General features: G+C 72.7%; 19 protein-coding genes. 8 read left to right on the top strand and 11 right to left on the bottom strand.

Annotation, left to right across the window (positions count from 1 at the left end; translation table 11 throughout):
* Positions 1 to 42: 42 nt before the first annotated feature.
* From ACZ49B_RS04040 to ACZ49B_RS04025, 4 genes are all read right to left on the bottom strand, one after another.
* Positions 43 to 1,353: a lipase/acyltransferase domain-containing protein gene (locus tag ACZ49B_RS04040; RefSeq protein WP_468300187.1), complete on the bottom strand. Its 1,311-nt coding sequence runs from the start codon at positions 1,351 to 1,353 to the stop codon at positions 43 to 45.
* Between the two features lie 167 nt (positions 1,354 to 1,520).
* On the bottom strand, positions 1,521 to 3,344 hold the full coding sequence (gene sucB / locus ACZ49B_RS04035) for a 2-oxoglutarate dehydrogenase, E2 component, dihydrolipoamide succinyltransferase (protein WP_468300185.1): 1,824 nt from the start codon (positions 3,342 to 3,344) through the stop codon (positions 1,521 to 1,523).
* 57 nt (positions 3,345 to 3,401) lie between these two features.
* Entirely contained in the window at positions 3,402 to 4,790 is a 1,389-nt protein-coding gene (gene lpdA / locus ACZ49B_RS04030) for a dihydrolipoyl dehydrogenase (protein WP_030291706.1), read from the bottom strand.
* A 343-nt stretch (positions 4,791 to 5,133) separates the two neighbouring features.
* Positions 5,134 to 6,672 (bottom strand): leucyl aminopeptidase, encoded by a 1,539-nt coding sequence (locus ACZ49B_RS04025; RefSeq protein ID WP_468300183.1) that lies wholly within the window; start codon positions 6,670 to 6,672, stop codon positions 5,134 to 5,136.
* A gap of 346 nt (positions 6,673 to 7,018) precedes the next feature.
* On the opposite strand from ACZ49B_RS04025, the gene ACZ49B_RS04020 reads away from it, so the two are divergent.
* From ACZ49B_RS04020 to ACZ49B_RS04000, 5 genes are all read left to right on the top strand, one after another.
* Positions 7,019 to 9,046, top strand: a complete 2,028-nt coding sequence (locus tag ACZ49B_RS04020; RefSeq protein WP_468300181.1) for a hypothetical protein — start codon at positions 7,019 to 7,021, stop codon at positions 9,044 to 9,046.
* Between the two features lie 184 nt (positions 9,047 to 9,230).
* Positions 9,231 to 10,751: a GT4 family glycosyltransferase PelF gene (pelF, locus tag ACZ49B_RS04015; protein WP_468300179.1), complete on the top strand. Its 1,521-nt coding sequence runs from the start codon at positions 9,231 to 9,233 to the stop codon at positions 10,749 to 10,751.
* Entirely contained in the window at positions 10,748 to 12,286 is a 1,539-nt protein-coding gene (locus tag ACZ49B_RS04010; protein WP_468300177.1) for a hypothetical protein, read from the top strand. The genes pelF and ACZ49B_RS04010 overlap by 4 nt, the downstream gene beginning before the upstream one ends.
* A 78-nt stretch (positions 12,287 to 12,364) precedes the next feature.
* Complete coding sequence (locus tag ACZ49B_RS04005; RefSeq protein WP_468300753.1) at positions 12,365 to 13,012, top strand: spherulation-specific family 4 protein; 648 nt, start codon at positions 12,365 to 12,367, stop codon at positions 13,010 to 13,012.
* Positions 13,009 to 13,842, top strand: coding sequence for an endo alpha-1,4 polygalactosaminidase (locus tag ACZ49B_RS04000; RefSeq protein ID WP_468300176.1), 834 nt, complete (start codon positions 13,009 to 13,011; stop codon positions 13,840 to 13,842). The genes ACZ49B_RS04005 and ACZ49B_RS04000 overlap by 4 nt, the downstream gene beginning before the upstream one ends.
* Here the strand turns inward: ACZ49B_RS04000 and ACZ49B_RS03995 are convergent.
* From ACZ49B_RS03995 to ACZ49B_RS03975, 5 genes are all read right to left on the bottom strand, one after another.
* Entirely contained in the window at positions 13,839 to 15,011 is a 1,173-nt protein-coding gene (locus ACZ49B_RS03995) for a sensor histidine kinase (RefSeq protein WP_468300751.1), read from the bottom strand. The two genes, ACZ49B_RS04000 and ACZ49B_RS03995, sit on opposite strands and share 4 nt — an antisense overlap.
* 82 nt (positions 15,012 to 15,093) lie before the next feature.
* Complete coding sequence (locus ACZ49B_RS03990; RefSeq protein WP_468300174.1) at positions 15,094 to 15,828, bottom strand: hypothetical protein; 735 nt, start codon at positions 15,826 to 15,828, stop codon at positions 15,094 to 15,096.
* The gene (locus ACZ49B_RS03985; RefSeq protein ID WP_468300172.1) at positions 15,825 to 17,726 is read right to left on the bottom strand and encodes a phosphatidylglycerol lysyltransferase domain-containing protein; all 1,902 of its coding nucleotides are present in this window, start codon (positions 17,724 to 17,726) and stop codon (positions 15,825 to 15,827) included. The genes ACZ49B_RS03990 and ACZ49B_RS03985 overlap by 4 nt, the downstream gene beginning before the upstream one ends.
* Positions 17,727 to 17,762: 36 nt before the next feature.
* On the bottom strand, positions 17,763 to 18,845 hold the full coding sequence (gene cobT / locus ACZ49B_RS03980) for a nicotinate-nucleotide--dimethylbenzimidazole phosphoribosyltransferase (protein ID WP_468300170.1): 1,083 nt from the start codon (positions 18,843 to 18,845) through the stop codon (positions 17,763 to 17,765).
* A 71-nt stretch (positions 18,846 to 18,916) separates the two neighbouring features.
* Positions 18,917 to 20,122, bottom strand: a complete 1,206-nt coding sequence (locus ACZ49B_RS03975) for a bifunctional adenosylcobinamide kinase/adenosylcobinamide-phosphate guanylyltransferase (RefSeq protein WP_468300168.1) — start codon at positions 20,120 to 20,122, stop codon at positions 18,917 to 18,919.
* A 104-nt stretch (positions 20,123 to 20,226) separates the two neighbouring features.
* Here ACZ49B_RS03975 and ACZ49B_RS03970 point away from each other — a divergent pair, with 104 nt between their 5' ends.
* On the top strand, positions 20,227 to 20,439 hold the full coding sequence (locus ACZ49B_RS03970) for a hypothetical protein (protein WP_468300166.1): 213 nt from the start codon (positions 20,227 to 20,229) through the stop codon (positions 20,437 to 20,439).
* Positions 20,440 to 20,524: 85 nt separating this feature from the next.
* Here the strand turns inward: ACZ49B_RS03970 and ACZ49B_RS03965 are convergent, their stop codons facing one another.
* The gene (locus ACZ49B_RS03965; protein ID WP_468300749.1) at positions 20,525 to 21,232 is read right to left on the bottom strand and encodes a class I SAM-dependent methyltransferase; all 708 of its coding nucleotides are present in this window, start codon (positions 21,230 to 21,232) and stop codon (positions 20,525 to 20,527) included.
* 101 nt (positions 21,233 to 21,333) lie between these two features.
* Entirely contained in the window at positions 21,334 to 21,942 is a 609-nt protein-coding gene (locus ACZ49B_RS03960; protein ID WP_468300164.1) for a DUF3043 domain-containing protein, read from the bottom strand.
* 322 nt (positions 21,943 to 22,264) lie between these two features.
* Here ACZ49B_RS03960 and ACZ49B_RS03955 point away from each other — a divergent pair, with 322 nt between their 5' ends.
* Positions 22,265 to 23,059, top strand: coding sequence for a PspA/IM30 family protein (locus ACZ49B_RS03955; protein ID WP_078613032.1), 795 nt, complete (start codon positions 22,265 to 22,267; stop codon positions 23,057 to 23,059).
* A 13-nt stretch (positions 23,060 to 23,072) separates the two neighbouring features.
* Positions 23,073 to 23,351, top strand: a complete 279-nt coding sequence (gene pspAA, locus ACZ49B_RS03950) for a PspA-associated protein PspAA (RefSeq protein ID WP_468300162.1) — start codon at positions 23,073 to 23,075, stop codon at positions 23,349 to 23,351.
* Positions 23,352 to 23,511 lie beyond the last annotated feature (160 nt).

Raw genomic sequence — 23,511 nt, 5'->3', positions numbered from 1 at the left:
GTAGACAATACGGCGGAGTAGCCCGCTGGGATGCGTTCCTGGTCAGGGCCGTTGGGTGAGGCTGGTAACAAGGACGACGCCCAAGGCGGTGACCCGGCCCACCGACAGCCGGTACGCGCCCGGCTGCGGCGGCGGGAACACGGCGGCGTAGCGGCCGCCGCCCAGACTGCGCAGGGGGCGGGCCGTCGGGCGGCCACCGTCCGCCGGGCGCAGTTCCGCAGTGAGCCGCAGTTCCTCGTCGGGGGCCGTGACCGTGACCTCGTACGGGGCTCCGGCCGCCAGCACGGCGGGCGCCCGCACGCCCAGGCGGGCCGCGGCGGGGTGCTCGCGCCGGTGGGGCGGGGGCGCGTGGCCCAGGAGGCCCCACAGGGCGTCCCGGACGCCCCGGTTGTGGTGCAGGGAGCCGTGCTGCTCGTACGGGGTGAAGGGCTCGGCCACCGCGCAGCCGTCGCCGGACGCGTCCGCCGGGAGGGCCGCAAGGAGCGGGACCGTACCGTCGCCGCACCCGGCAGCGCCGTCGAGGTCCGGCAGGAGCGTCAGGCGGTCGTCCGCGTACGAGGCGGCCGCCGCCGTGGCCTGGCCGGTGCCGGCGATCGCGTGCAGTTCGGCCCGCGGCGGGGCGCTGCGCAGGTCCGCGTGGAAGCGGGCCGCATCCGCCAGCAGGGCCGCGTCCACGCCCGGCAGCCCCGGCAGGTCGCGGGCGTGCGCGAGGCCCTGCGGCCCCGTCACGCACGCGTAGTCGGGGGCCAGCTGGTGCAGGGACGGCAGGCTGCGGGCGAACGGGCCGAGGTCCGGGCCCGGCAGGGGGCTGCCGTTGACCAGGTTGGCCAGGGCTTCCACGCAGCCCCGGTGCGGGGTGCCCAGGGTGATCAGGCGGCGGGTGATCTCGTGGCCGCCGAGGCGCTCCACGTAGTGCCGGGCCACCAGCCCGCCCAGCGAGTGGCAGAGGAAGACCACCCGGGCCTCGCGGCGCTCCGGGGCCGAGGCCCGCCAGCGCTCCAGCTCCAGGTCGATGCGGCCCTTCAGTCGCTCCGCGTTGAAGCGGCAGGACAGCCGCCAGTCGTACGGGAACGTGAGGAGGTTGTCCGACACGGACAGGGTGAAGTGCCGCTCCAGCCAGCGCAGCAGGTCCGTGTAGCCGTCCACCGGGTTCCATATGCCGGGGAGGGCGTGCAGATCGGGCATCAGGCCCACGGGGACGACGCCGTCGCCCGGGTCCCCGTCGCCGATGTCCTTCGGCAGGCGCAGGGCCGCCGCTGAGCGGCCGAAGGCCTGCAGGCCGCGTAACAGGGCGGCGCCCGACAGGTCCCAGACCGCCGTGCCGTCGGCGTCCGCCAGGCGACTGCCCGTCATGCCCGGCAGTACCACGACGAGATCCGTCACCCGTGCCCGTGCCCGTGCCATACGACGCCCCCCGAGATGTCACACATGGACCCACCAGGGTATGACGACGGCGCCCCCGCCCGAAGTGGTTCCGGGCGGGGGCGCCGTGCGTGGCGTCTGCCGATGGGGCGTCAGCCTCAGAGGCCGAGCTCGACCTCGAACTCGCCGGCCTCGAGGATCGCCTTGACGGCCGAGAGGTACCGGGCCGCGTCCGCGCCGTCCACCAGGCGGTGGTCGTAGGACAGGGTCAGGTACGTCATGTCGCGGACGCCGATGACGGTGCCCTCGGGGGTCTCGATGACCATCGGGCGCTTGACCGTGGCACCGATGCCCAGGATGGCGACCTGGTTCGGGGGCACGATGACCGTGTCGAACAGCGCACCGCGCGAGCCGGTGTTGCTGATGGTGAAGGTCGCGCCGGACAGCTCGTCCGGCGTGATCTTGTTGCCGCGGACCTTGGAGGCCAGGTCGGCGGTCGCCTTGGAGATGCCCGCCAGGTTGAGGTCACCGGCACCCTTGATGACCGGGGTCATCAGGCCCTTCTCGGAGTCGACGGCGATGCCGATGTTCTCCGAGTCGAAGTAGGTGATGGTGCCCTCGTCGTCGTTGATCCGGGCGTTGACGACCGCGTGGGCCTTCAGCGCCTGGGCGGCGGCCTTGACGAAGAACGGCATCGGCGAGAGCTTGACGCCCTCGCGGGCCAGGAAGGACGCCTTGGCCTGCTCGCGCAGCTTCATGATCTTGGTGATGTCCACCTCGACCACGGAGCTGAGCTGAGCCTGCGAGTGCAGCGCCTTCATCATGTTGTCGCCGATGACCTTGCGCATGCGGGTCATCTTGACGGTCTGGCCACGCAGCTCGGAGACCGCGGCGGCCGGGGCCTTCGCGGCCGGAGCGGCGGCAGCCGGAGCCGGGGCGGCAGCGGCGGCCTTGGCGGCCTCGGCGGCGGCCAGGACGTCCTGCTTGCGGATACGGCCACCGACGCCGGTGCCCGAGACCGAGGCCAGGTTGACGCCGGACTCCGAGGCGAGCTTGCGCACCAGCGGGGTCACGTACGCGCCCTCGTCACCGGCGGAGACCGGGGCGGCGGGGGCAGCGGGGGCAACCGGAGCCGGAGCGGCAACCGGAGCCGGAGCAGCCACGGGGGCCGGAGCGGCAACCGGAGCGGCCGGGGCGGCCGGAGCCGGAGCGGCGGCCGGAGCCGGAGCGGCGGCCGGAGCCGGAGCGGCGGCCGGGGCAGCCGGGGCGGCCGGAGCCGGGGCGGCAGCGGCCGGAGCAGCCGCGGCCGGAGCCGGAGCGGCGGCCGGGGCCGGAGCGGCGGCCGGGGCCGGAGCGGCGGCCGGGGCGGCACCGGCGGCGCCGATGACGGCCAGGACGGTGCCGACCTCGGCGGTCTCGTCCTCGTTGATCCGGATCTCCAGCAGCGTGCCGGCGACCGGCGCGGGGATCTCGGTGTCGACCTTGTCCGTGGAGACCTCGAGCAGCGGCTCGTCGGCCTCGACGGACTCGCCGACCTGCTTCAGCCAGCGGGTGACGGTGCCCTCGGTGACGCTCTCGCCCAGGGCGGGGAGAACGACGTCCGTGCCGGAGGCGGCAGGGGCGGCGGCGGCAGGGGCCTCGGCGACCGGGGCCGGGGCCGCGGGGGCCTCGGCGGCCGGAGCCGGAGCGGCGGCCGGAACCTCGGCGACGACGGTCTCGGCTTCGGCGGCAGCCGGCGCGCCGGAGCCGTCGTCGATGACGGCCAGCTCGGCGCCGACCTCGACGGTCTCGTCCTCGGCGACCTTGATGGACGCCAGGACGCCGGAGACGGGCGACGGGATCTCGGTGTCGACCTTGTCGGTCGAGACCTCGAGCAGCGGCTCGTCGGCCTCGACGCGCTCGCCCTCGGCCTTCAGCCAGCGGGTGACAGTTCCCTCGGTGACGCTCTCGCCGAGCGCCGGAAGGGTTACGGAAACCGACATGGTTTCAGTTGCTCCTTACGAAAGTGCGGAAGTGGTCGTCGCGCCCGTGACTGTGGATTAGTCGTGGGAGTGAAGCGGCTTGCCGGCCAGGGCCAGGTGGGCCTCGCCGAGCGCTTCGTTCTGGGTCGGGTGCGCGTGGATGAGCTGCGCGACCTCGGCCGGCAGGGCTTCCCAGTTGTAGATCAGCTGGGCCTCGCCGACCTGCTCGCCCATCCGGTCACCGACCATGTGGACGCCGACCACGGCACCGTCCTTGACCTGGACGAGCTTGATCTCGCCCGCGGTCTTCAGGATCTTGCTCTTGCCGTTGCCCGCCAGGTTGTACTTCAGGGCCACGACCTTGTCCGCACCGTAGATCTCCTTGGCCTTGGCCTCGGTGATGCCGACGGAAGCGACCTCGGGGTGGCAGTACGTGACGCGCGGAACGCCGTCGTAGTCGATCGGGACGGTCTTCAGACCGGCCAGACGCTCCGCGACCAGGATGCCTTCGGCGAAGCCGACGTGCGCGAGCTGCAGGGTCGGGACGAGGTCACCGACGGCCGAGATCGTCGGCACGTTGGTCTGCATGTACTCGTCGACCAGGACGTAGCCGCGGTCCATCGCGACGCCCTGCTCCTCGTAGCCGAGGCCCTGCGAGACCGGGCCGCGGCCGACGGCGACCAGCAGCACCTCGGCCTCGAAGGTCTTGCCGTCGGCCAGCGTGACGCGCACGCCGGTCTCGGTGTACTCGGCCTTGTCGAAGAAGGTGCCGAGGTTGAACTTGATGCCGCGCTTGCGGAACGCGCGCTCCAGCAGCTTCGAGCTGTTCTCGTCCTCGACCGGGACGAGGTGCTTGAGGCCCTCGATCACGGTGATGTCGGAGCCGAAGGACTTCCACGCCGAGGCGAACTCGACGCCGATGACGCCGCCGCCCAGGACGATCGCCGACTCGGGGACGCGGTCCAGGACCAGCGCGTGGTCCGAGGAGATGATGCGGTTGCCGTCGATGTTCAGGCCCGGCAGCGACTTCGGCACGGAGCCGGTCGCCAGCAGGATGTGGCGGCCCTGGATGCGCTGGCCGTTCACGTCGACGGAGGTCGGCGAGGAAAGGCGGCCCTCACCCTCGATGTACGTCACCTTGCGGGAGGCGACCAGGCCCTGCAGGCCCTTGTACAGGCCCGAGATGACCTCGTCCTTGTACTTCTGCACACCCGCGATGTCGATGCCCTCGAAGGTGGCCTTCACGCCGAACTGGGCGGCTTCGCGCGCCTGGTCCGCGATCTCGCCCGCGTGGAGCAGGGCCTTCGTGGGGATGCAGCCGTTGTGCAGGCAGGTGCCGCCGAGCTTGTTCTTCTCGATCAGGGCAACGTCCAGACCCAGCTGGGATGCGCGCAGAGCCGCGGCGTAACCGCCACTGCCACCGCCGAGGATCACTAGGTCGAAAACGGTGCTGGCGTCGTTCGCCACGTCACGTCCTCCATGCATGTGCGCCGGGCACCGGTCCTCTGTGACCGGGCGGCGGCTGGTAATCGGCCGCTTGTTTCTTCGGCCCTGTGGTGGGGGCCCTGTCCTGCCGAGAACCCATCTTCGCATTTGTCGGGGGAACGCGGGACGCCGGGCCCGGACTGTGGCAGGTCGTTCTGCCCGAAGCAGGGGTTACCGAGGCGTAGAAACCTACGGATTTCGTTGGGGGTGAACGACCCCGGGGCCTCGATCGACTGATCTTCGAGGCCCCGGGGTGCGTCACGCGTCACACATCACATGTCGAACGGCACGCCTCACGCGTGGTACGCGCCGTATGTGAGGTACGTCAGCCCAGGTCGCCCGTGGCCGTACGCTCGGCCAGCCGCACCAGGGTGCGCACGGCCGAACCGGTGCCGCCCTTGGGGGTGTAGCCGTACGGAGCGCCCTCGTGGAAGGCCGGGCCCGCGATGTCGAGGTGCGCCCAGGCGATGCCCTCGCCCACGAACTCCTGCAGGAAGAGGCCGGCCACCAGGCCGCCGCCCATGCGCTCGCCCATGTTGGCGATGTCGGCGGTGGGGGAGTCCATGCCCTTGCGCAGGTCCGCGGGGAGCGGCATCGGCCAGGAGGCCTCGCCGACCTCCTCGGCGATCTCGTGGATCGCGGTGCGGAAGGCGTCGTCGTTGGCCATGATCGCGAAGGTCCGGTTGCCCAGGGCCATCACCATCGCGCCGGTCAGGGTGGCGACGTCGACGATCGCGTCCGGGTTCTCCTCGGAGGCCTTGGTCAGCGCGTCGCCCAGGACGAGGCGGCCCTCGGCGTCGGTGTTCAGGACCTCCACGGTCTTGCCGCTGTACATGCGCAGCACGTCGCCGGGGCGGGTGGCGGAGCCGGAGGGCATGTTCTCGGCGAGCGCGAGCCAGCCGGTCACGTTGACCTCGAGGCCCAGCTTGGCCGCGGCCACGACGGAGGCGAACACGGCGGCGGCGCCGGACATGTCGCACTTCATCGTCTCGTTGTGGCCGGCCGGCTTCAGGGAGATGCCGCCCGAGTCGTAGGTGATGCCCTTGCCGACGAAGGCGAGGTGCTTCTCCGCCTTGGGGTGGGTGTAGGCGATCTTCACCAGGCGCGGCGGGTTCTCGGAGCCCTTGCCGACGCCCATGATGCCGCCGAAGCCGCCCTTGGTCAGCGCCTTCTCGTCCAGGACCTGGACCTTGATCCCGTGCTCCTTGGCGGTCGCGGACGCGACGGCGGCGAAGGCCTCGGGGGTGAGGTCGTTCGGCGGGGTGTTGATCAGGTCGCGGGCGATGTTGACCTCGGTCGCGACGACCGTGGCGCGCTCGACGGCGGCCTTGTGCTCCTTGTCGCGCGGCTTGGCACCCAGCAGGGCGACCTCGGCGAGCGGCAGCTTCGGGCTGCCGTTCTTGCCGGCGGCGGAGCCCTTCTTCTCGCCGCCCTGGTAGGCGGTGAAGGCGTACGCGCCCAGCAGCGCGCCCTCGGCGACGGCCGTGACGGCGGAGGCGTCGTCCAGGGGGAGGGCGAAGGCGGCCTTCTTGGTGCCGTGCAGCGCACGGGCGGCGGCGCCGGCGGCGCGGCGCAGGGCCTCCTCGTCGTACGACTCGTCCTTCTCGGGGACGGGGCCGAGCCCGACCGCCAGCACGACCGGGACCTTCAGGCCGTCCGGCGCCGGCAGCTTGGTGGTCTCGCCTTCGGCACCGGAGGCACCGAGTGCGTCGAGCACGGCGGCGAGCTTTCCGTCGTACGCCTTGTCCACGGCCTCGGCGCCTGCGGCGACGACCGGGCCCTTCGGGCCCTTCGCCACGCCGACCACGAGGGCGTCGGCGCGCAGCGTCGCCGCGCCGGCAGTGCTGAGAGTCAGAGCAGTCACGGTGGTGAAGTCTCGCTTCCGTTTGTGTTGTGGGCCGAGTGGGTGGACGGCCATCCGTAGCGATCGTATTCCGGCCCGACGGCCGCCAGAAATGAGCCTACGCGTACCGGCTGGTCCGTACGCCACTCGAAGGTTTGGCAAGTTGTTCGATCAAGACGCCACCAGGTTCACCCATCCGTGGCTTCCGGACCAGGTTTGCCCTTTAGACCTGACGAGGTCCGAGAGACTCGAGCCACTCTCGCAAGGGGACGCGGGGTCCCTTTGCATGATTTCCACAGAGCCTCCTCGGCCCGGCCGACCGCCATAGGGCCGTTGTCGAGTGATGCCTGCGGGGGGAAAGGCCGAAATGGTCAACAAGAACCGGATGAACAGGGCTGCCGCCGCAATGGCGGTGGCAGCGCTGATGTCCGTGGCAATGCCCGCTGCGACCGCACAGGCGGCCGCCACACCGCGCATCGACCTGAAGGTGCTCGTCGTCGACGACGGCGGCAGCTCGGTCGAGGCCATCACCGCAGAGCTCCGGGACACCGGAGTCCCCTACACGCGCGTCCTGCTGGGCGGCTCCGGCCGCCCGGTGATCAACGCCGCGTTCCTCAGCGACACGGTCGACGGGCGGCCGCGAGCCAAGTACCAGGGGGTCGTGCTGCCGAACGAGAACCCGTTCGGCGAGGGCTCGGCAGAGATGGCCGCGCTCACCGCGTACGAGACGACGTACAACGTCCGCCAGGTCGACGCGTACACCTGGGCCCACCCGGGCGTGGGCCTCGAGTACACCGACAACGGCGGCTTCAGCGGGCAGCTCGACGGCACCCAGGCCGCCGTCACCGCCGCCGGCAAGGCGGGCCCCTTCAACTACCTCGCCGGTCAAGTCACCTTCGAGGACAACTCCACCCTGATTCCGGAGAGTTTCGGGTTCATGGGCAAGCCGCGGGCCGGCTACACCAGCTACCTCGACGCACCCGTCGCCGGCGGACGGGCCTCGCTCGTCGGCGAGTACACGCACGACGGACGCAGCGAACTGGTCGTCACCTTCGGCTACAACCAGTACCAGCAGCAGTTCCGGTTGCTGGCCCGCGGCATCGTCGACTGGCTCACCCAGGGGGTCCACCTCGGCCAGAGCCGCAGCTACTTCGCGGTCCACGTCGACGACGTCTTCGCCCCGGACGCCCGCTGGAGCAAGGACCTCAACTGCACGCCCGGCGACTACGCCTGTGCGGGCGGCGAGGGCCAGGAGAGCACCATCCGCATGACCGCCGCCGACGCCCAGTACGCGGCGCAGTGGCAGACGAGCAAGAACTTCAAACTCGACCTCCTCTTCAACGCCGGCGCCGGCGAGGAGTGGAAGGCCGAGAACGGCGGAACCGACGCCCTCACCGCGCAACTGGTCGCGGACCGCGCCAAGTACCGCTGGATGAACCACACCTACACGCACCCCTTCCTCGGCTGCGTGCAGGACACCACCACCAGCCCGTGGACCTGTACGAAGAACGCCCAGGGCGCCGTCAACTGGATGAGCCGCGCCGAGATCTCCGCCCAGATCCGCGACAACAACAACTGGGCGGCCGCCAAGGGCATCACCACCGACCGCACCGAGCTCGTCACCGGCGAGCACTCGGGCCTCAAGACCCTGCCGCAGCAGGGCCAGGACAACCCCAACCTGGCGGGCGCGCTCGCCGACAACGGGGTCAAGTGGGCGGGCAGCGACAACTCGCGCGAGCCCGCACAGCGCGCGGTCGGCGCCGCGCTGACCGTCCCCCGCTACCCGATGAACGTGTACTACAACACGGGCACCAACGCGGAGATGGCCGACGAGTACAACTGGATCTACACCAGCCGCGCCGACGGCGGCAGCGGCGTCTGCGAGGACAACCCCGCGACCTCCACCTGCCTCCCGGCCCCGCTCAGCAGCACCACCGGCTACCTGGACTACATCGTCCCGGCCGAGGCGCGGACCGCCCTGCGCCACGTCCTGGCCAACGACCCGCGTCCGCACTACGTCCACCAGTCCAACCTCGCCGAGGACCGCACCCTCTACCCGGTGCTCAACCAGGTCCTCGACACCTACCGCGCGCTCTACGCGCCCAGCGCCCCGATCGTGAACCAGAGCATGAAGGACACCGGGGTCGAGCTGAACCGCCGGGCCGCCTGGGACAAGGCGCTGGCCGAAGGCAAGGTCACCGCCTACCGCATCGGGACGGCCGTCACCGTCAAGGCACCGTCCGGGGTCGTCGCCCCGGTGACCGCACCCACCGGCACCAAGAAGCAGCTCCTGCTGGGCACCGCCGACTTCGGCACCGCCTACGCGGGCAACCGCTCGGCGTGGACCGCGCCCGAGCTGCTGCAGAGCGCGGTCACGCTCAAGCTGCCCAGCTGACCTGCCGCCCGCACCATCTGCACGGGTGAGTGAGCCGAAGGGGGCGCGGCGGCGAAGGAGGGCGGGCGCCCGGAGAAAACCGCGGGGTACGAGCGGTTTTCGAGGACGCACGCCCTCCTGGAGCCGACCAGCGCCCCCGGAGGCGAACGAGCCCCAAAAAAACAGTCCTGGGGGGACACAGCGCATGAGCCATGGGCGTCATGTCACCATGCTCACCGAAGGCACCTATCCGCACGTCCACGGGGGAGTCAGCACCTGGTGCGACCAGCTGGTACGCGGGATGCCGGAGGTCGACTTCAACGTCATAGCCCTGACCGGCTCCGGGCGCGAGCCGGTCACCTGGGAGCTGCCGCGCAACGTCTACCGGCACACCGCCGTCCCGCTCTGGGGACCGCCGCCGGGACGCAGCCGCCGCTCCGCCCTGCGGGGCAAGGCGCACCGCCGCTTCACCGAGACCTACGAAACCTTCCTGCTCTCGCTCCTCGACCCCGACCGCGGCGGATTCTCCGAAGCCCTCCACGAACTCGCCGTCCTGGCCCGGGCCGGCCGCCTCGCCCCGGCCCTGCGCTCCGAAACGGTCCTGCGGCTGCTGATGACCGTATGGACCCGCCCCAGCCTCGTCACCGCCGCGGCCGAGCCCACCGTCCACGACGCGCTCACCGCCACCGACCTGATCGAGCACGCGCTGCGGCCGCTGGCCGTACGGATCCCGCCCGACAGCGTCGCGCACGCCGTCAGCAGCGGCCTCGCCACCCTCCCGGCCCTCGCCGCCAAGTACCTCGACAAGGTGCCCTTCCTGCTCACCGAGCACGGCATCTACCTGCGCGAGCGCTACCTCGGCTACCGCACCGCCGAACAGCGCTGGCCGGTCAAGGCGCTGATGCTCGGCTTCTACCGGGAGCTCAACACCGAGGGCTACCGGCAGGCCGACCTCATCACCCCGTGCAACCAGTACAACCGGCGCTGGGAGGAGCGCGGCGGCGCCGCCCCCGACCGCATCCGCACCGTCTACAACGGCGTCGACCCGTACGCCTTCCCCGACGCCGGGCCCGAACCCGAGGTGCCCACCCTCAGCTGGTGCGGGCGCATCGACCCGATCAAGGACCTCGAAACGCTCATCCGGGCCTACGCGTTCATGCGCGAGGAACTGCCCGCCCTGAGGCTGCGCCTGTTCGGCCCGGTCCCGGCCGGCTGCGAGGAGTACAAGCTCCGCCTGGAGAAACTCGCCGCCGAACTCGGGGTGAGCGACGGCATCTCGTACGAGGGCCGCATCTCCGAGGTGGCCCGGGCCTACGCGGCGGGCAGCGTCGTGATGCTCTCCAGCATCAGCGAGGGCTTCCCCTTCAGCATCATCGAGGCCATGTCCTGCGGCCGCACCACCGTCTCCACCGACGTCGGCGGGGTGCGGGAGGCCGTCGGCGACACCGGGCTCGTGGTCCCGCCGCGCGAACCGGAGACCATGGCCCGCGCCACCCTCGCCCTGCTCCGCGACGACGAACGCCGCGCCGAACTGGGCCGGCGCTCCCGCAAGCGGGTGATCGAGAAGTTCACGCTCCACCAGTCCGTGGACGGCTTCCGGCACATCTACCGCGGCCTCGCCCAAGCAGGGCAGCCCGTGCCGCCCGTCCGCGCGGGCGACGACTGGACGCAGCGGGTCGCCGACCCCTGGTACCGCGAACTCGCCGCCGACGGGAGCCTTTGGTGAGCGGATCCCTCTGGCTGCGCGTCCCCGGCGGCGACACCCTGCCCGCCATCCCCCGGCCCCGGCGCACCGGGCCGGGGGACCCCGACCCCGCCGGCGACCCGATGGACGAACTCGCCGAACGTCTCGAACCCTTCATCGCGGCGGCCGTCCACCCCGACGAGATCGCCGCCGTCCTCGAATCCGACGGGATGACCGACGAGCACATCCGGCTCACCTACGGGCGCCACGACTCCTTCGGCCTCGCCGAGGAGCTCTACGCCCGGGTGCCCCGCGCCTTCCCGGAGCCGGAGCACGTCCCCGACCCCTGGAAGGTCTCCCTCACCGCCTGCCTGCTCCGCGGGGTGATCTTCGCGCTGCCCGGTCTGGCGTACGTCCTGGGCGCCCCGCTGCTGGAGGGCCCGCAGGACCGGCTCGGGCTTCCCGCCGGGACGCTGACCCTGCTCGCCGGGGCGCTCATCGGCTGGGTGTGGGACCAGACCCTGTCCCACCGCGCCTATTCCTGGCTGGGCCTGGGCGACCGGGCCGCCGCCGGGCGGACCCTGCTCGTCGGCGCCCCCGCCGGCGCCCTGCTCGGCATCGCCGCCGCGCTGACCGTGCCCGGCGGGCCGCCGTTCTCGTACGCGTTCGCGGCCGGGCAGGCCCTGTACGTCGGGGCCGCCACCGTGCTGCTGGTCCTCGGCCGGGAGCGGGTGCTGCTCGCCGCGCTCGCCCCGATGGCCGCGGGGTCGCTCCTCGCGCTGTTCACCGACCCGCCCGTGCCGCTGCGCGTGGGCCTGCTGCTGATGTCCCTGCTGGCCGCCTGCACCCTCGCCGTACGGGAGCTGCCGCTGGCCGAGGGCGTACGGGCCGGCGTGCGCCGGATCCGGGGCTGGGCCGGACACCGGCCCGGCGAGGGCCCGGTGCGCTGGCGGATGCTGCGGGGCGCCGAGGAGGAGTACGGCCCGCGCGGACCCCGCATCGGGGACTCCGTGCCGTACGGGGTGTTCGGCCTCGGGACCGGCCTGCTCGTGCTGTACGCCGCCCTGGGGGAGGTGCTCGCCGGGGGGCCCGCCGAGGCCGTCGCCGCCCCCTCGGCGGTGGCGCTCACCCTCAGCATGGGTCCCGCCGAATGGCTGCTCCACCGGTTCCGCAGCGGGAGCCTGGCCGGGCTGCGGGCGGCCCGCTCGCCCCGGCAGTTCTGGCTGCGGATGCTCGGCACGCTGGGCCGCTGCCTCGCCGCGTACCTGGCGGTGCTGCTGGCCCTCGGGCTGGTCGGCACCCTGCTCTGGCCGGGGGCCCCGGACCTGACCGCGGTCCGGGTCGCGACCCTGCTGCTGCTCGGCGCCGTCATGTGGACCGGGCTGCTGCTCCAGTCCTTCGGGGCGGTCCGGCCCGCGGCGGTGGTCTGCGCCTCGGCGGCCGTCGCCCAGAGCCTGGCGCTGCTGCTGGGAGTGGGGCAGCCGCGGCTGGTCCAGCTCGTCGTGGCGGGCGCCGCCGCGGCCGCGCTGGGCACGCTGGTCTGTCTGCTCCTCGGCCGCGCGACGGCCCACCGCTGAGTCGATTCCGTGACCCTGACGACGTGACCCGTGCAACGTGACCCCGTACAACGTGACCCGTACGAGAAGAAGGACCTCATGCTGCTGGTGCCCCTCTACGAGCACCCCGCCGACCGGCCCGAGGACTGGGAACTGCTGATCCGCTCCGCCGGCCGGCTGCACTCCGTGGTCCTCAACCCGGCCAGCGGGCCGGGCGAGGCCCCCGACGAGCGGTTCGCCGCCGTCGCGGAGCGGCTGCGCGACGCCGGGGTGCCCGTCCTCGGCTACACCGACACCGACTACGGGCGGCGTCCGCACGCCGCCGTCGTGGCGGACCTGCTGCACCACCGCGACTGGTACGGCGCGGACGGGGCCTTCCTCGACCAGGCCTCCGCCGATCCGGCGCTGCTGTCGCACTACGGGCGGCTCACCGTCGCCGCCCGGGCCGCCGGCGCCCGTACGCTCGTCCTCAACCACGGAGTCCACCCGCACCCCGGCTACGCGGGACTCGCCGATCTGCTGGTCACCTTCGAGGGCCCCTGGGACGCCTACCGCGACGCGTCGGTGCCGCCCTGGACGGCCGACCACCCCGCCCAGCGTTTCTGCCACCTCGTGTACGCGGTCCCGCCGGGCGCGCCCGCCGCCGAGCTCGCCCGGCAGCGGGGGGCCGCGGTGCACTGCGCGGTCCCCGGGACCGGTGCGCACCCGTGGGGGACCCTTCCGTATGCCCTGGAGGCCGCCGGATGACGCGCTCGCTCCGGCGCGGCCGCGTACCGGCGCTGCTCCTGCTGCTCGTGCTGGCCGCCTGCACCACCGAGGGGCAGGAGCCGGACGACGTGTCGCCCGCGCCGGCGCCGGGGGAGCGCTGGCAGCCGAAGCCCGGGGTCAGCTGGCAGTGGCAGCTGACCGGGAAGCTGGACACCTCGGTGAAGGCCGCGGTCTACGACGTCGACGGGTTCACCACCACCAAGGAGCAGGTCGCCGAGCTGAACAAGGCCGGCCGGCGGACCATCTGCTACCTCTCCACCGGCGCCTGGGAGGACTTCCGCCCCGACGCCGCCGCCTTCCCGAAGGCGATGCTCGGCGAGGGCAACGGCTGGGAGGGCGAGCGCTGGCTCGACGTCCGGCGGCTGGCCGAGCTGGAGCCGCTGATCGCGAAGCGGTTCGACATGTGCCGGGACAAGGGCTTCGACGCGGTGGAACCGGACAACATGGACGGCTACCGCAACAAGTCCGGCTTCCCGCTCACCGCCGACGACCAGCTGAAGTACAACCGGCTGATCGCGAAGCTGGCGCACGACCGGGGCCTCGCGGTCGGGCTGAAGAACGACCTCGACCAGATCCCGCAGCTGGTGGGGGACTTCGACTTCGCGGTCAACGAGCAGTGCGCCGAGTACGACGAGTGCGATCGGCTCACCCCGTTCATCGCGGCGGGCAAGGCCGTCTTCCACGTGGAGTACGAGAGCCGGATCGGCGCGTGGTGCGGGCGCTCGCAAGAGCTGAAGCTCAGCTCGCTGCAGAAGAAGTACGAACTGGGCGTCTGGCGGCAGTTCTGCCCGCCCAAGGGGAAGGCCTAAGCCACCGGAAGGACCGCGTGCACCCGGTAGCCGCCGCCGTACCGGGGCCCGGCGAAGCAGGAGCCGCCCAGCGCCGTGGCCCGCTCGCGCATGCCGAGCAGCCCGTGGCCGCCGCCCTCGCCGTCGTCCGCGGGGAGCTCGGCGGTGCCGCCGTCGTCCAGCACGGTCACCTCCACCGAGGCGCCCACCCGGACCACGCTGACCTCGGCCCGGACCTCCGGGCCCGCGTGCTTGCGCACGTTGGTCAGGGCCTCCTGGATCACCCGGTACGCCGCCAGGTCCACGGCGGCCGGCAGCGGGTCCCGCTCGCGGCCCAGCTCGACCATCACCTTCACCGGCAGCCCTGCGTGCCGGAAGGTGTCCACCAGCTCGTCCAGCACGGTCAGCCCCGGCGCCGGTTCGGTCGGCGCCTCGGGGTCGCCGGACTGCCGCAGCAGGCCCACCGTGGCCCGCAGCTCGTTCAGCGCCGAGCGGCTCGCGTCCCGTACGTGGGCCAGGGCCTCCTTGGCCTGGTCGGGACGCTTGTCCATGACGTGCGCGGCCACCCCCGCCTGCACGTTGACCAAGGCGATGTGATGGGCCACCACGTCGTGCAGGTCGCGGGCGATCCGCAGCCGCTCCTCGGCGACCCGCCGCCGGGCCTCCTCCTCGCGGGTCCGCTCGGCCCGTTCGGCCCGCTCCCGGATCGCGTCGACGAACGCCCGCCGGCTGCGCACCGCGTCGCCGGCGGCCGCGGCCATCCCGGTCCAGGCGAAGATGCCGATGTTTTCCTGCGCGTACCACGGCAGCGGGCCGGCCAGCATGGCCACGCCCGTCAGCCCGGCCATCGTGAGCAGGGCGATCCGCCAGGTCGTGGGCCGGTCGGTGCGGGAGGCCAGCGTGTACAGGGCGATCACCGTGGACATGGCGACGGGGGCCCGGGGCTCGCCCGTGGTCAGCTCCAGCAGGCACAGCCCGATCGTCACGGCGAGCACGGTGCGCGTGTGCCGCCGCCGGAACACCAGCGCGACCGCGCCCAGCACCATCAGCAGCAGGGAGAACGGCTCGGGGGTCCGGGTCCCGAAGGCGGGCCCGTGCGGGCCGTGCGGATCGGCGAACGAGCCGACGAGCATGGAGACGAGCGCCCCGAGCGCGAGAACGGCATCGGTGGCGAGCGGATGGGTCCGCATCCAGTGCCGGGTGGGGGCGAACGGCCCGAGGTCTGTCGTCACCCCGATACGGTACGGCCTGCCTCCGGCCGGCCGGACGGCGTCAGAAGCCGGGACGCTGCGGGGGCAGCGGGGCGGCCGGGGGCGGGCGCCGGCCGAGGGGGGCGCGGGAGCGCTCCGGGCCCCATTTCGCGCGGACCACGCACACCGCCATGACGGCGGCGATGGCCGCGAGGTGCTCCTTGCCCGCCAGGTTGTCCTTGACGAGCACCTCGCCGATCATCACCGCGATCACGGTGCCGCCGGTCAGGTACGCCCGGTAGCGCCAGCACACGTAGATCGCCAGGCCGACCACCGCCGCCGACGGGCCGGTGTCGTTGACGACGCGGTCGGACACCGGCAGGCCGAAGGGGTGGTCGGGGCCCAGCGAGAGCCCGATCCGCGCGTACGTGGTCCCGGCGAGGGTGGCGACGTAGCCGATCAGCAGCGTGCGCCACCAGCCGATGCAGATCTCCGAGATCCCGAAGACCAGCAGGATCTGGGCGAGGGCCCCCCACACGGGCAGGTCGAGGGCGGGGACGAACAGGGACAGCGGGGTGCGCAGCAGGGCCAGCCACAGCGGGTCGACGGCCTTGACCGAGCCGAGGTTCTGGACCGGCTGGAACCCCCAGGACGTGTTCTGGACGACCTGGAAGACCGAGGTCAGGCAGACGGCCCCCAGCGTCATCGGGGCGGCCCGCCACTTGTCGCGGACGAGCGCGTCCCGGACGGTCCGGAACAGGGGCCCCCACTCTCGGTGGGCGAACCGCCGGAGGGGGGTGGTCGTCCACGCCGTCAACGATTGGTCTCCAGATGTCTGCGGTTCAGCCACTTCGGCAGCCCGGGAGCCTCCAGGAAGCCCTCGGCCCGGCCCGCCGCGATGCCGATCCGCAGCAGGTCGGAGCTCTTCTCGAAGAGCATGAACCGCGGTTCCCAGATCGGCCGGTATTTGGCGTTGGCCCGGTAGAGGGACTCGATCTGCCACCAGCGGGAGAAGAAGCTCAGCAGCGAGCGCCACATGCGCAGCACCGGACCCGCGCCGAGCTTGGACCCCCGCTCGAAGACGGAACGGAACATCGCGAAGTTGAGCGAGACCTGTGTGACGCCGATCTCCTTGGAGCGCTCCAGGAGTTCGATGACCATGAACTCCATCAGACCGTTCTCGGAATCGCGGTCACGGCGCATGAGGTCCAGTGACAGCCCCTTGGGGCCCCACGGCACGAAGGACAGCACGGCGCGCAGATCGCCGTTGCCGTCGGTGCACTCCAGCATCACGCACTGGCCGTCGCCGGGATCGCCCAGTCGGCCCAGAGCCATGGAGAAACCGCGCTCGGTCGCGCCGTCGCGCCAGTCGTCGGCCCGGGTGAGGAGGACGTCCATCTCCTCGGCCGGGATGTCGGCGTGGCGGCGGATCCGGACCGTGTACCCGGCGCGCTTGACGCGGTTGTAGGCCTGCCGGACGGTCCGCATGGCGCGGCCCTCCAGGGTGAACTCGTCGGTCTCGACGATGGCCTCGTCGCCCAGCTCCAGCGCGTCCAGCCCGTGCCGGGCGTAGATCTGCCCGGCCTCCTCGCTCGCGCCCATCACGGCCGGTACCCAGCCGTGCTCGCGGGCCTCGGCCAGCCACGGCTCGATGGCGCCGGGCCAGGCCTCGGGGTCGCCGATCGGGTCGCCTGAGGCCAGCGAGACCCCGCCCACGACGCGGTACGTGACGGCGGCCTTGCCCGTGGGGGACCAGATGACGGACTTCTCGCGGCGCAGCGCGAAGTAGCCGAGCGAGTCGCGGTCGCCCTGCTTGGCGAGCAGCGCGCGCAGCTTCTCCTCGTCCTCCTCGGTCAGCGGGTCGACGGCGCGGCGCGAGCGGAAGGCGGCGAGCAGCACGGCGATCAGCAGCAGCGTCGACATGACGTTGATGACGATGTCCACCCAGCCGGGCGTGGTGATCGCCGCGTAGTCGCGGGCGTTGGGCTCCAGCGTGATCAGCCGCATCACGCCGTACCGCCAGCGGGCCAGGAACGTGGCGTCGGCGGCGTCCGGGTCGGTGTTGGCGGCGCCGACGATCAGCGCGGCGAGCAGCGAGGTGACCAGCAGGCCGACGGAGCCGACGAGGGTGGCCAGCTTGGGGTTGGAGCGGTCGCCCTTGGCGTAGAACTCCCGGCGGCCGAGCAGCAGGGCGCCGACGAAGGCCGCGGTCAGCGCGAGGGAGACCCAGTTCTGGGTGTGGTCCCGGAACTCCGGGTAGCAGAGGTTGAAGTCACCGCTGGTGCACGGGGCGAAGGCCGCGGTGGCGAAGGCCAGCAGCAGCATGCCGCTGAGCACCAGGTTCAGGATCCACGCGGCCCGCTTGCGGCGGCCCATGGTGACCGCGAGCAGCAGCGAGAACAGGCCGGACGCGAAGCCCGCCGTGAGCAGGTACGGGGTGTAGAAATCGGCGGTGTTGTGCCGGCGCAGGTCCTGCCCGAGCGAAAGCCACACCGCGCTCAGGAAGTTGACGAAGGTGACGGCGCGCAGGTACCAGACCGCGAACGCGGCGCTGCGCCGTGACCGGGCCGATCCCCGGCCGGCCTCCCGGCCGCCCCCTTCGTCCTTCTTCTCGTCTTTCCTGCTGTTGTTCGTGTCTTTGCCGGATCCCTGTGCTGCCTTGGCAGCCTGTGCGGGCCGGTCGATGTCTGCGCTGGTCAAGCGGGCCTCTCCCATGAAACGCGATCATATGGGGCGCCGCCGACCGGACGCTCAGTCCTTCGGCTCTTCCGGCTCCGCCGGCTCCTGCGCCACCTGCTCCGGGAGTTCCGCCGCGAGTGCGGCGGCCGCCTGGACCAGGGGGAGGGCCAGCAATGCCCCGGTTCCTTCTCCCACAGTGACGCCGTGGTCGAGCACCGGGTTGAGTGCCATCCGGTCCAGGGCCTTCGCCTGGCCCGGCTCGCCGCTGGCCTGCCCGGCCAGCCACCAGTCGGGGGCCCGGAACGCGGCGCGCTGGGCGACCAGTCCGCAGGCCGCCGAGACGATGCCGTCGAGGATGACCGGCGTACGGCGCACCGCGCACTGGAGCAGGAAGCCGGTGATCGCGGCCACGTCGGCGCCGCCGACCGCCGCGAGCAGGGCCACCTGGTCGCCGAGGACCGGGCGGGCCCGGCGCAGCGCGTCGCGGATCGCCGCGCACTTGCGCATCCACGTCAGGTCGTCGATGGGCAGCCCGCCGCGGCCGGTGACCACTGAAGCATCGGTTCCGCACAGGGCGGCGACGAGCGTGGCCGCGACCGTGGTCCCGCCGACGCTGACGTCGCCCAGGACCACGAGGTCGGTGCCGGAGTCGGCCTCCTCGTCGGCGATCCGCATCCCGAGCCGCAGGGCCGCGTCGGCCTCTTCGAGGGTGAGCGCGTCCTCGGTGTCGATCCGCCCGCTGCCACGGCGTACGCGGTGGCGGACCACGTCCTCGGGCAGCAGCCCGGGCTCGCAGTCCAGCCCGGCGTCCACGATCCGTACGGTGGCGCCGAGGCGCCCGGCCAGGATCGAGACGGGGCTGTTCCCGTCGAGCACGGAGCGCACCAGCTCGTGCGCAGTGCCGGCGGCGCGGGCGGACACCCCCTCGGCGGCGATCCCGTGGTCGGCGGCGAACAGCACGACGCGGGGCCGCTCGATCGGCCGGACGGGCACCCGCCCCTGTGCGGCGGCGAGCCACTCGGCGAGCTCGTCGAGCCGGCCCAGCGCCCCGGCCGGCACGGCCAGCCGCTCACGGCGTTCCTCGGCGTCACGCCGGACGCCCCCGTCGGGGCGCTCGATCAGATCGGAGAAGTCGTCGAGATTCAGCGTGGTCATCTGCCAGAGCGTACAGCGGGTAAGGCCCTCCCCAAGCCCCGTCCGGCCGCTCGCCGGACGGGGGCGCGGGGTCAGTCCTTCAGGACCACCGCCTGCCCGGCGACCACCATCAGGACGTGCTCGCACTCGGCGGCCACCAGGCTGTTCAGGCGCCCCAGTTCGTCGCGGAAACGCCGGCCGGACGCGGTCGCGGGAACGACGCCCGAGCCCACCTCGTTGCTGACGGCCACCACCGTGCGGCGGGTCGCCCGCACCGCCCCCACCAGCTCCGCCACCCGCTCCCGGAGCTCCTTTTGACCCTGCGCCGCCCAGACGGCGTCGTCCCACGCCCCCGTCCGGTCCATCGCGTCGGTCAGCCACAGCGCCAGACAGTCGATCAGCAGCGGCGGCCCGCCCTCCACCAGCAGCGGCACCAGCTCGCACGTCTCCACCGTGCGCCAGCTCCCCGGCCGCCGATCCCGGTGCAGGCCGATCCGCGCCGCCCATTCCGCGTCGCCGTCCCGGGAGCCGCCGGTGGCCACATAGACCACCTCCGGGAAGCTCGCCAGCCGCCGCTCCGCCTCGAAGGACTTCCCCGAGCGGGCTCCGCCGAGCACCAGCGTCCGGCGCGGCAGGTGCGGCACCGCGTGGTACTCGCCCACCGTCACCGTCGTCCCGTCCGGCACCGCCCGCGCCCCGGCCGCCGCGCACCGGCGCGCCAGCTCCCGGCCCGGCGGGGTGTCGTGGTCCAGGTGCACGGCGATCACGTCCGTGGTCGGCCCGGCGGCGCCGCTCGCCCGCAGCCGCACCAGCGCCTCCGGCCGGCCCAGCACGTCCGCGAGGACCATGTCGTACGGGCGCTGCCCGACGGCGCCGTTCGTCCCGGCCGGCGCCCCGCCCGGCGGGAGGTACAGCAGCCGGCTCCCGTCCGGCCCGGTCACCTCGTACCCGGTGCCCGGCGCGTCCATCGGCACCGCCCGCACCCGGTGCCCGCTGATCACCGCGAGCTCCCGCCCGTCCGGCACCCGCCCGGCGGCCGGCAGCCCCGGCGGCAGCTCGACCGGCGGCCCGTCGTGCGGATGGGTGAGCAGGACCTGCCGTACGCCGGCCAGCGAATGTCCCGCGCGGGCGCCGGCGAACACCGCCCCGGGGGTCAGGTCGAGCAGCAGCGCCCCGTCGACGAGGAGGGACGTCGCGGCGCGCGACCGGGGGCCGACGGAGACCGCGCAGACCGCGCAGGGACAGCCGGGGCGGGGCAGTCCTTCGGGTGTGCCGGTGCCGAGCAGAGTGAGTTCCACGAGAAGATCCTCCCGCGTCGCCGGGACTGGTGCGCGCCCGGCTACTCTGCGGGCAGACTCAAGACGAAGAGCGTGCGAGCAGCGGACGAGCAACGGAGGCGGACATGGCGTGGACGTGGCGGTTCGAGAAGGCCGACGGCACCGAGACGAGCCCGTCGGTGGAGCCGGAGGAGTTCACCACGCAAGGGGACGCGGAGTCCTGGATCGGTGAGTACTGGAAGGACCTGCTGGAAGGCGGCACCGAGCAGGTGAAGCTGTCCGACGACAACGGCACCGAGCTGTACGCGATGAGCCTGCGCGCGGCGCTGGACGCCTGAGCGGCCGCTGCCGATGCAGGAAGCCCGGCCCCCGCACGGGGCCCGGGCTTCTCCGGTTCTGCGGGTGGGGCGCCGGGGCGGCGGGTCAGCCCCGTACGCCGCACAGGTGCAGCAGCGCCGCGACACCGCGGTACGGGTCGGTCCGCCCGGCGCGCTCCTCGGCGGCCAGCAGCCGCTCCAGCTCCTCGTCCGGGGGAAGTTCCTCGCCGGCCTCGGTCCCGTCGGTGAAGACCCGTACGCCGTACCAGGCCTGCAGCGGTGCGCCGATCCCGGACAGCGTGGCCGTGAGCCCGGCCAGCCGGTCGGCCCGTACGTCCAGGCCCAGCCGGTTCGTGTAGTCGATGGTGTCGAAGGCGGCCAGGGCGGCCGACCAGTCGGCGTCCAGTCCGGGCCGCATCGCGAGGGCGTCGCCGTTGCGCACCAGCAGGGACAGCAGTCCGCCGGGCGCCAGCATCCGGGCCAGCCCGGCGAGCATCGCGTCCGGCTCGGGCACGTACATCAGCACGCCGTGGCACAGCACCACGTCGAAGCTGCCCGGCAGGAAGTGCGCGCCGGTCTCGCGGCCGTCGCCCTCCATGAGGCGGACCCGGTCCCGGATCCCGGCGGGCTCGGCCGCCAGCGCCTCCTGGGCGACGGCGAGCATGGCGGGGTCCTGCTCCAGTCCGGTGACCTTGTGCCCGGCCCGGGCCAGACGCAGCGCCTGGGTACCTTGGCCCATGCCGACGTCGAGGACGCGCAGCCGCTGCCCGACCGGGAAGCGGTGCGCGATCTGTTCGTCGACCTGGCGGCCCACGAGTTCCTGGCGGACGGCGTTGCGCAGTCCGCCCAAGCCCTCGAGCCACAGCCTGGCGCCCCCCGCGAAGCCGTCTCCCGACGCTCCGGGCTTCCCTCCGCTCAGGGCCGTTCCCCGCGCTTGACCTGCGGCTTCGGCAGGCGCAGGCGGCGCATCTGGAGGGTGCGCATCAGGCCGTACGCGATGGCGCCGCGGCGCGGCTCGTCGGGGAAGCGCGCGGCGATGGCCTTGCGCAGGCGGAAGCCCATGCCGATGGAGTCGACGATGATCAGGGCGATCACGGCCAGCCACAGCATCAGGGCGATGTTCTGGATCGACGGCACCCGCACCATGCTGAGCACCAGGATGATCACTGCCAGCGGCAGGAACATTTCGGCGACGGAGAAGCGGGAGTCCACGAAGTCGCGGACGTACCGGCGGACGGGGCCCTTGTCGCGGGCGGGCAGATAGCGCTCGTCACCACTGGCCAGCGCTTCGCGCTGCTTGGTCATCTCCACCCGGCGGCGCTCACGCGCACGCTTGGCGTCCTCCTTGCGATTGCCGGTCGAGGCCACCACGGCCTTGCGCTGCGACTGGGCCACAGCACGCTTCGGCGTCGGGCGGCCCTTCGGGGCCTGCGGGTCACGGGGCTGCGAGAGGTCGGCGGTCACCTTGTCGGTGGCTGCGGCCTTCTCTTCCTTGGAGGAACGGCTACCAAACACAAAACCCAAGCCTACGTGGTTGCGGGCGGGTACCCCACCCCGCCGGGGAACGATCCGGCAACGGCGGGCGTCTTCCCTGTGCAGGGTTCGTACAGCGGGTCGGGTCTTCCCGGAGCTTCCGGCGGCCGTCGGGGGAGCACCTACTCCCTACGCCTGACAAGGGCGGCGGCGGAGTCGTCCTGGAGGAGGAGCGCATCCGTACACGAACAGTGCGGTAATGGAGACAGGGCCCGTACTGTGGGTTCTGATGGTGGTCGGCCCGGCATGCCGGGGTGACCGCCATGGCTGGTGACCTGGAGCGAAGTCCGTCAGAAGGGGGCGCGCGAAGCCCATGAGCGGTGTCATGAAGCGTATGGGGATGATCTTCCGCGCGAAGGCGAACAAGGCCCTGGACCGGGCCGAGGACCCGCGCGAGACCCTCGACTACTCGTACCAGAAGCAGCTGGAGCTGCTTCAGAAGGTGCGCCGCGGCGTCGCCGACGTGGCGACTTCCCGCAAGCGCCTGGAGCTGCAGCTGAACCAGCTCCAGGGCCAGTCCGCCAAGCTCGAGGACCAGGGCCGCAAGGCGCTCGCCCTGGGCCGCGAGGACCTCGCCCGCGAGGCGCTGTCCCGGCGCGCCTCGCTGCAGCAGCAGGTCAGCGACCTGGAGGTGCAGCACCAGACCCTCCAGGGCGAGGAGGAGAAGCTGACCCTCGCCGCGCAGCGCCTGCAGGCCAAGGTGGACGCCTTCCGTACGAAGAAGGAGACCATCAAGGCCACGTACACGGCGGCGCAGGCGCAGACCCGGATCGCGGAGTCCTTCTCCGGCATCTCCGAGGAGATGAGCGACGTCGGCCTGGCCATCCAGCGGGCCGAGGACAAGACCGCCCAGCTGCAGGCCCGCGCCGGCGCGATCGACGAGCTGCTGGCCTCCGGCGCCCTCGACGACCAGAGCGGCCTCGGCTCCAAGGACGACATCCAGGCCGAGCTGGACCGCCTCTCCGGCGGTACGGACGTGGAGCTGGAGCTCCAGCGGATGAAGGCCGAACTGGCGGGCGGCCCGTCGGCGCAGCAGCAGGCCATCGAGGGCGGTGCCCCGGGCAACGCCCAGCAGCCGCAGACCCAGCACCGGTTCGACAAGCAGTAGGACGGGGCCCGTCATGATTGTCCGCATCATGGGGGAAGGTCAGGTGAACGTGGCCGACAGCCACTTCACCGAGCTCAACAAGCTGGACGACGACCTGCTCGCGGAGATGGAGAGCGGCGACGAAGAGGGCTTCCGGCGCACGCTGGGCGCGCTGCTCGAGGCCGTACGGCGGCTCGGCGCGCCGCTGCCGGACGACGCGCTGGAGCCGTCCGAGCTGATCCTGCCCGCGGAGGACGCCTCGCTCGACGAGGTCAAGGAGATGCTCAGCGACGACGGCCTGATCCCGGGCTGAGCCGCCCGGCAGCAGGACATGGATGTGACGGCGCCCGGCCGTCCCCCCGCGGGGGGGGGCCGGGGGCCCCCACGTCCCGCGCTCCTTCCCGCCCGTCGTCCCGTGCTTCCTCTCGTGCTTGGTTTGATTTTAGACCCGGGTCCACTCCGGTGCCGGGGTC

Source organism: Streptomyces sp. NPDC031132, from assembly GCF_055570595.1.
Note: the sequence above shows the minus strand (reverse complement) of the source record. Positions and strands in the feature narration are given on the sequence as shown.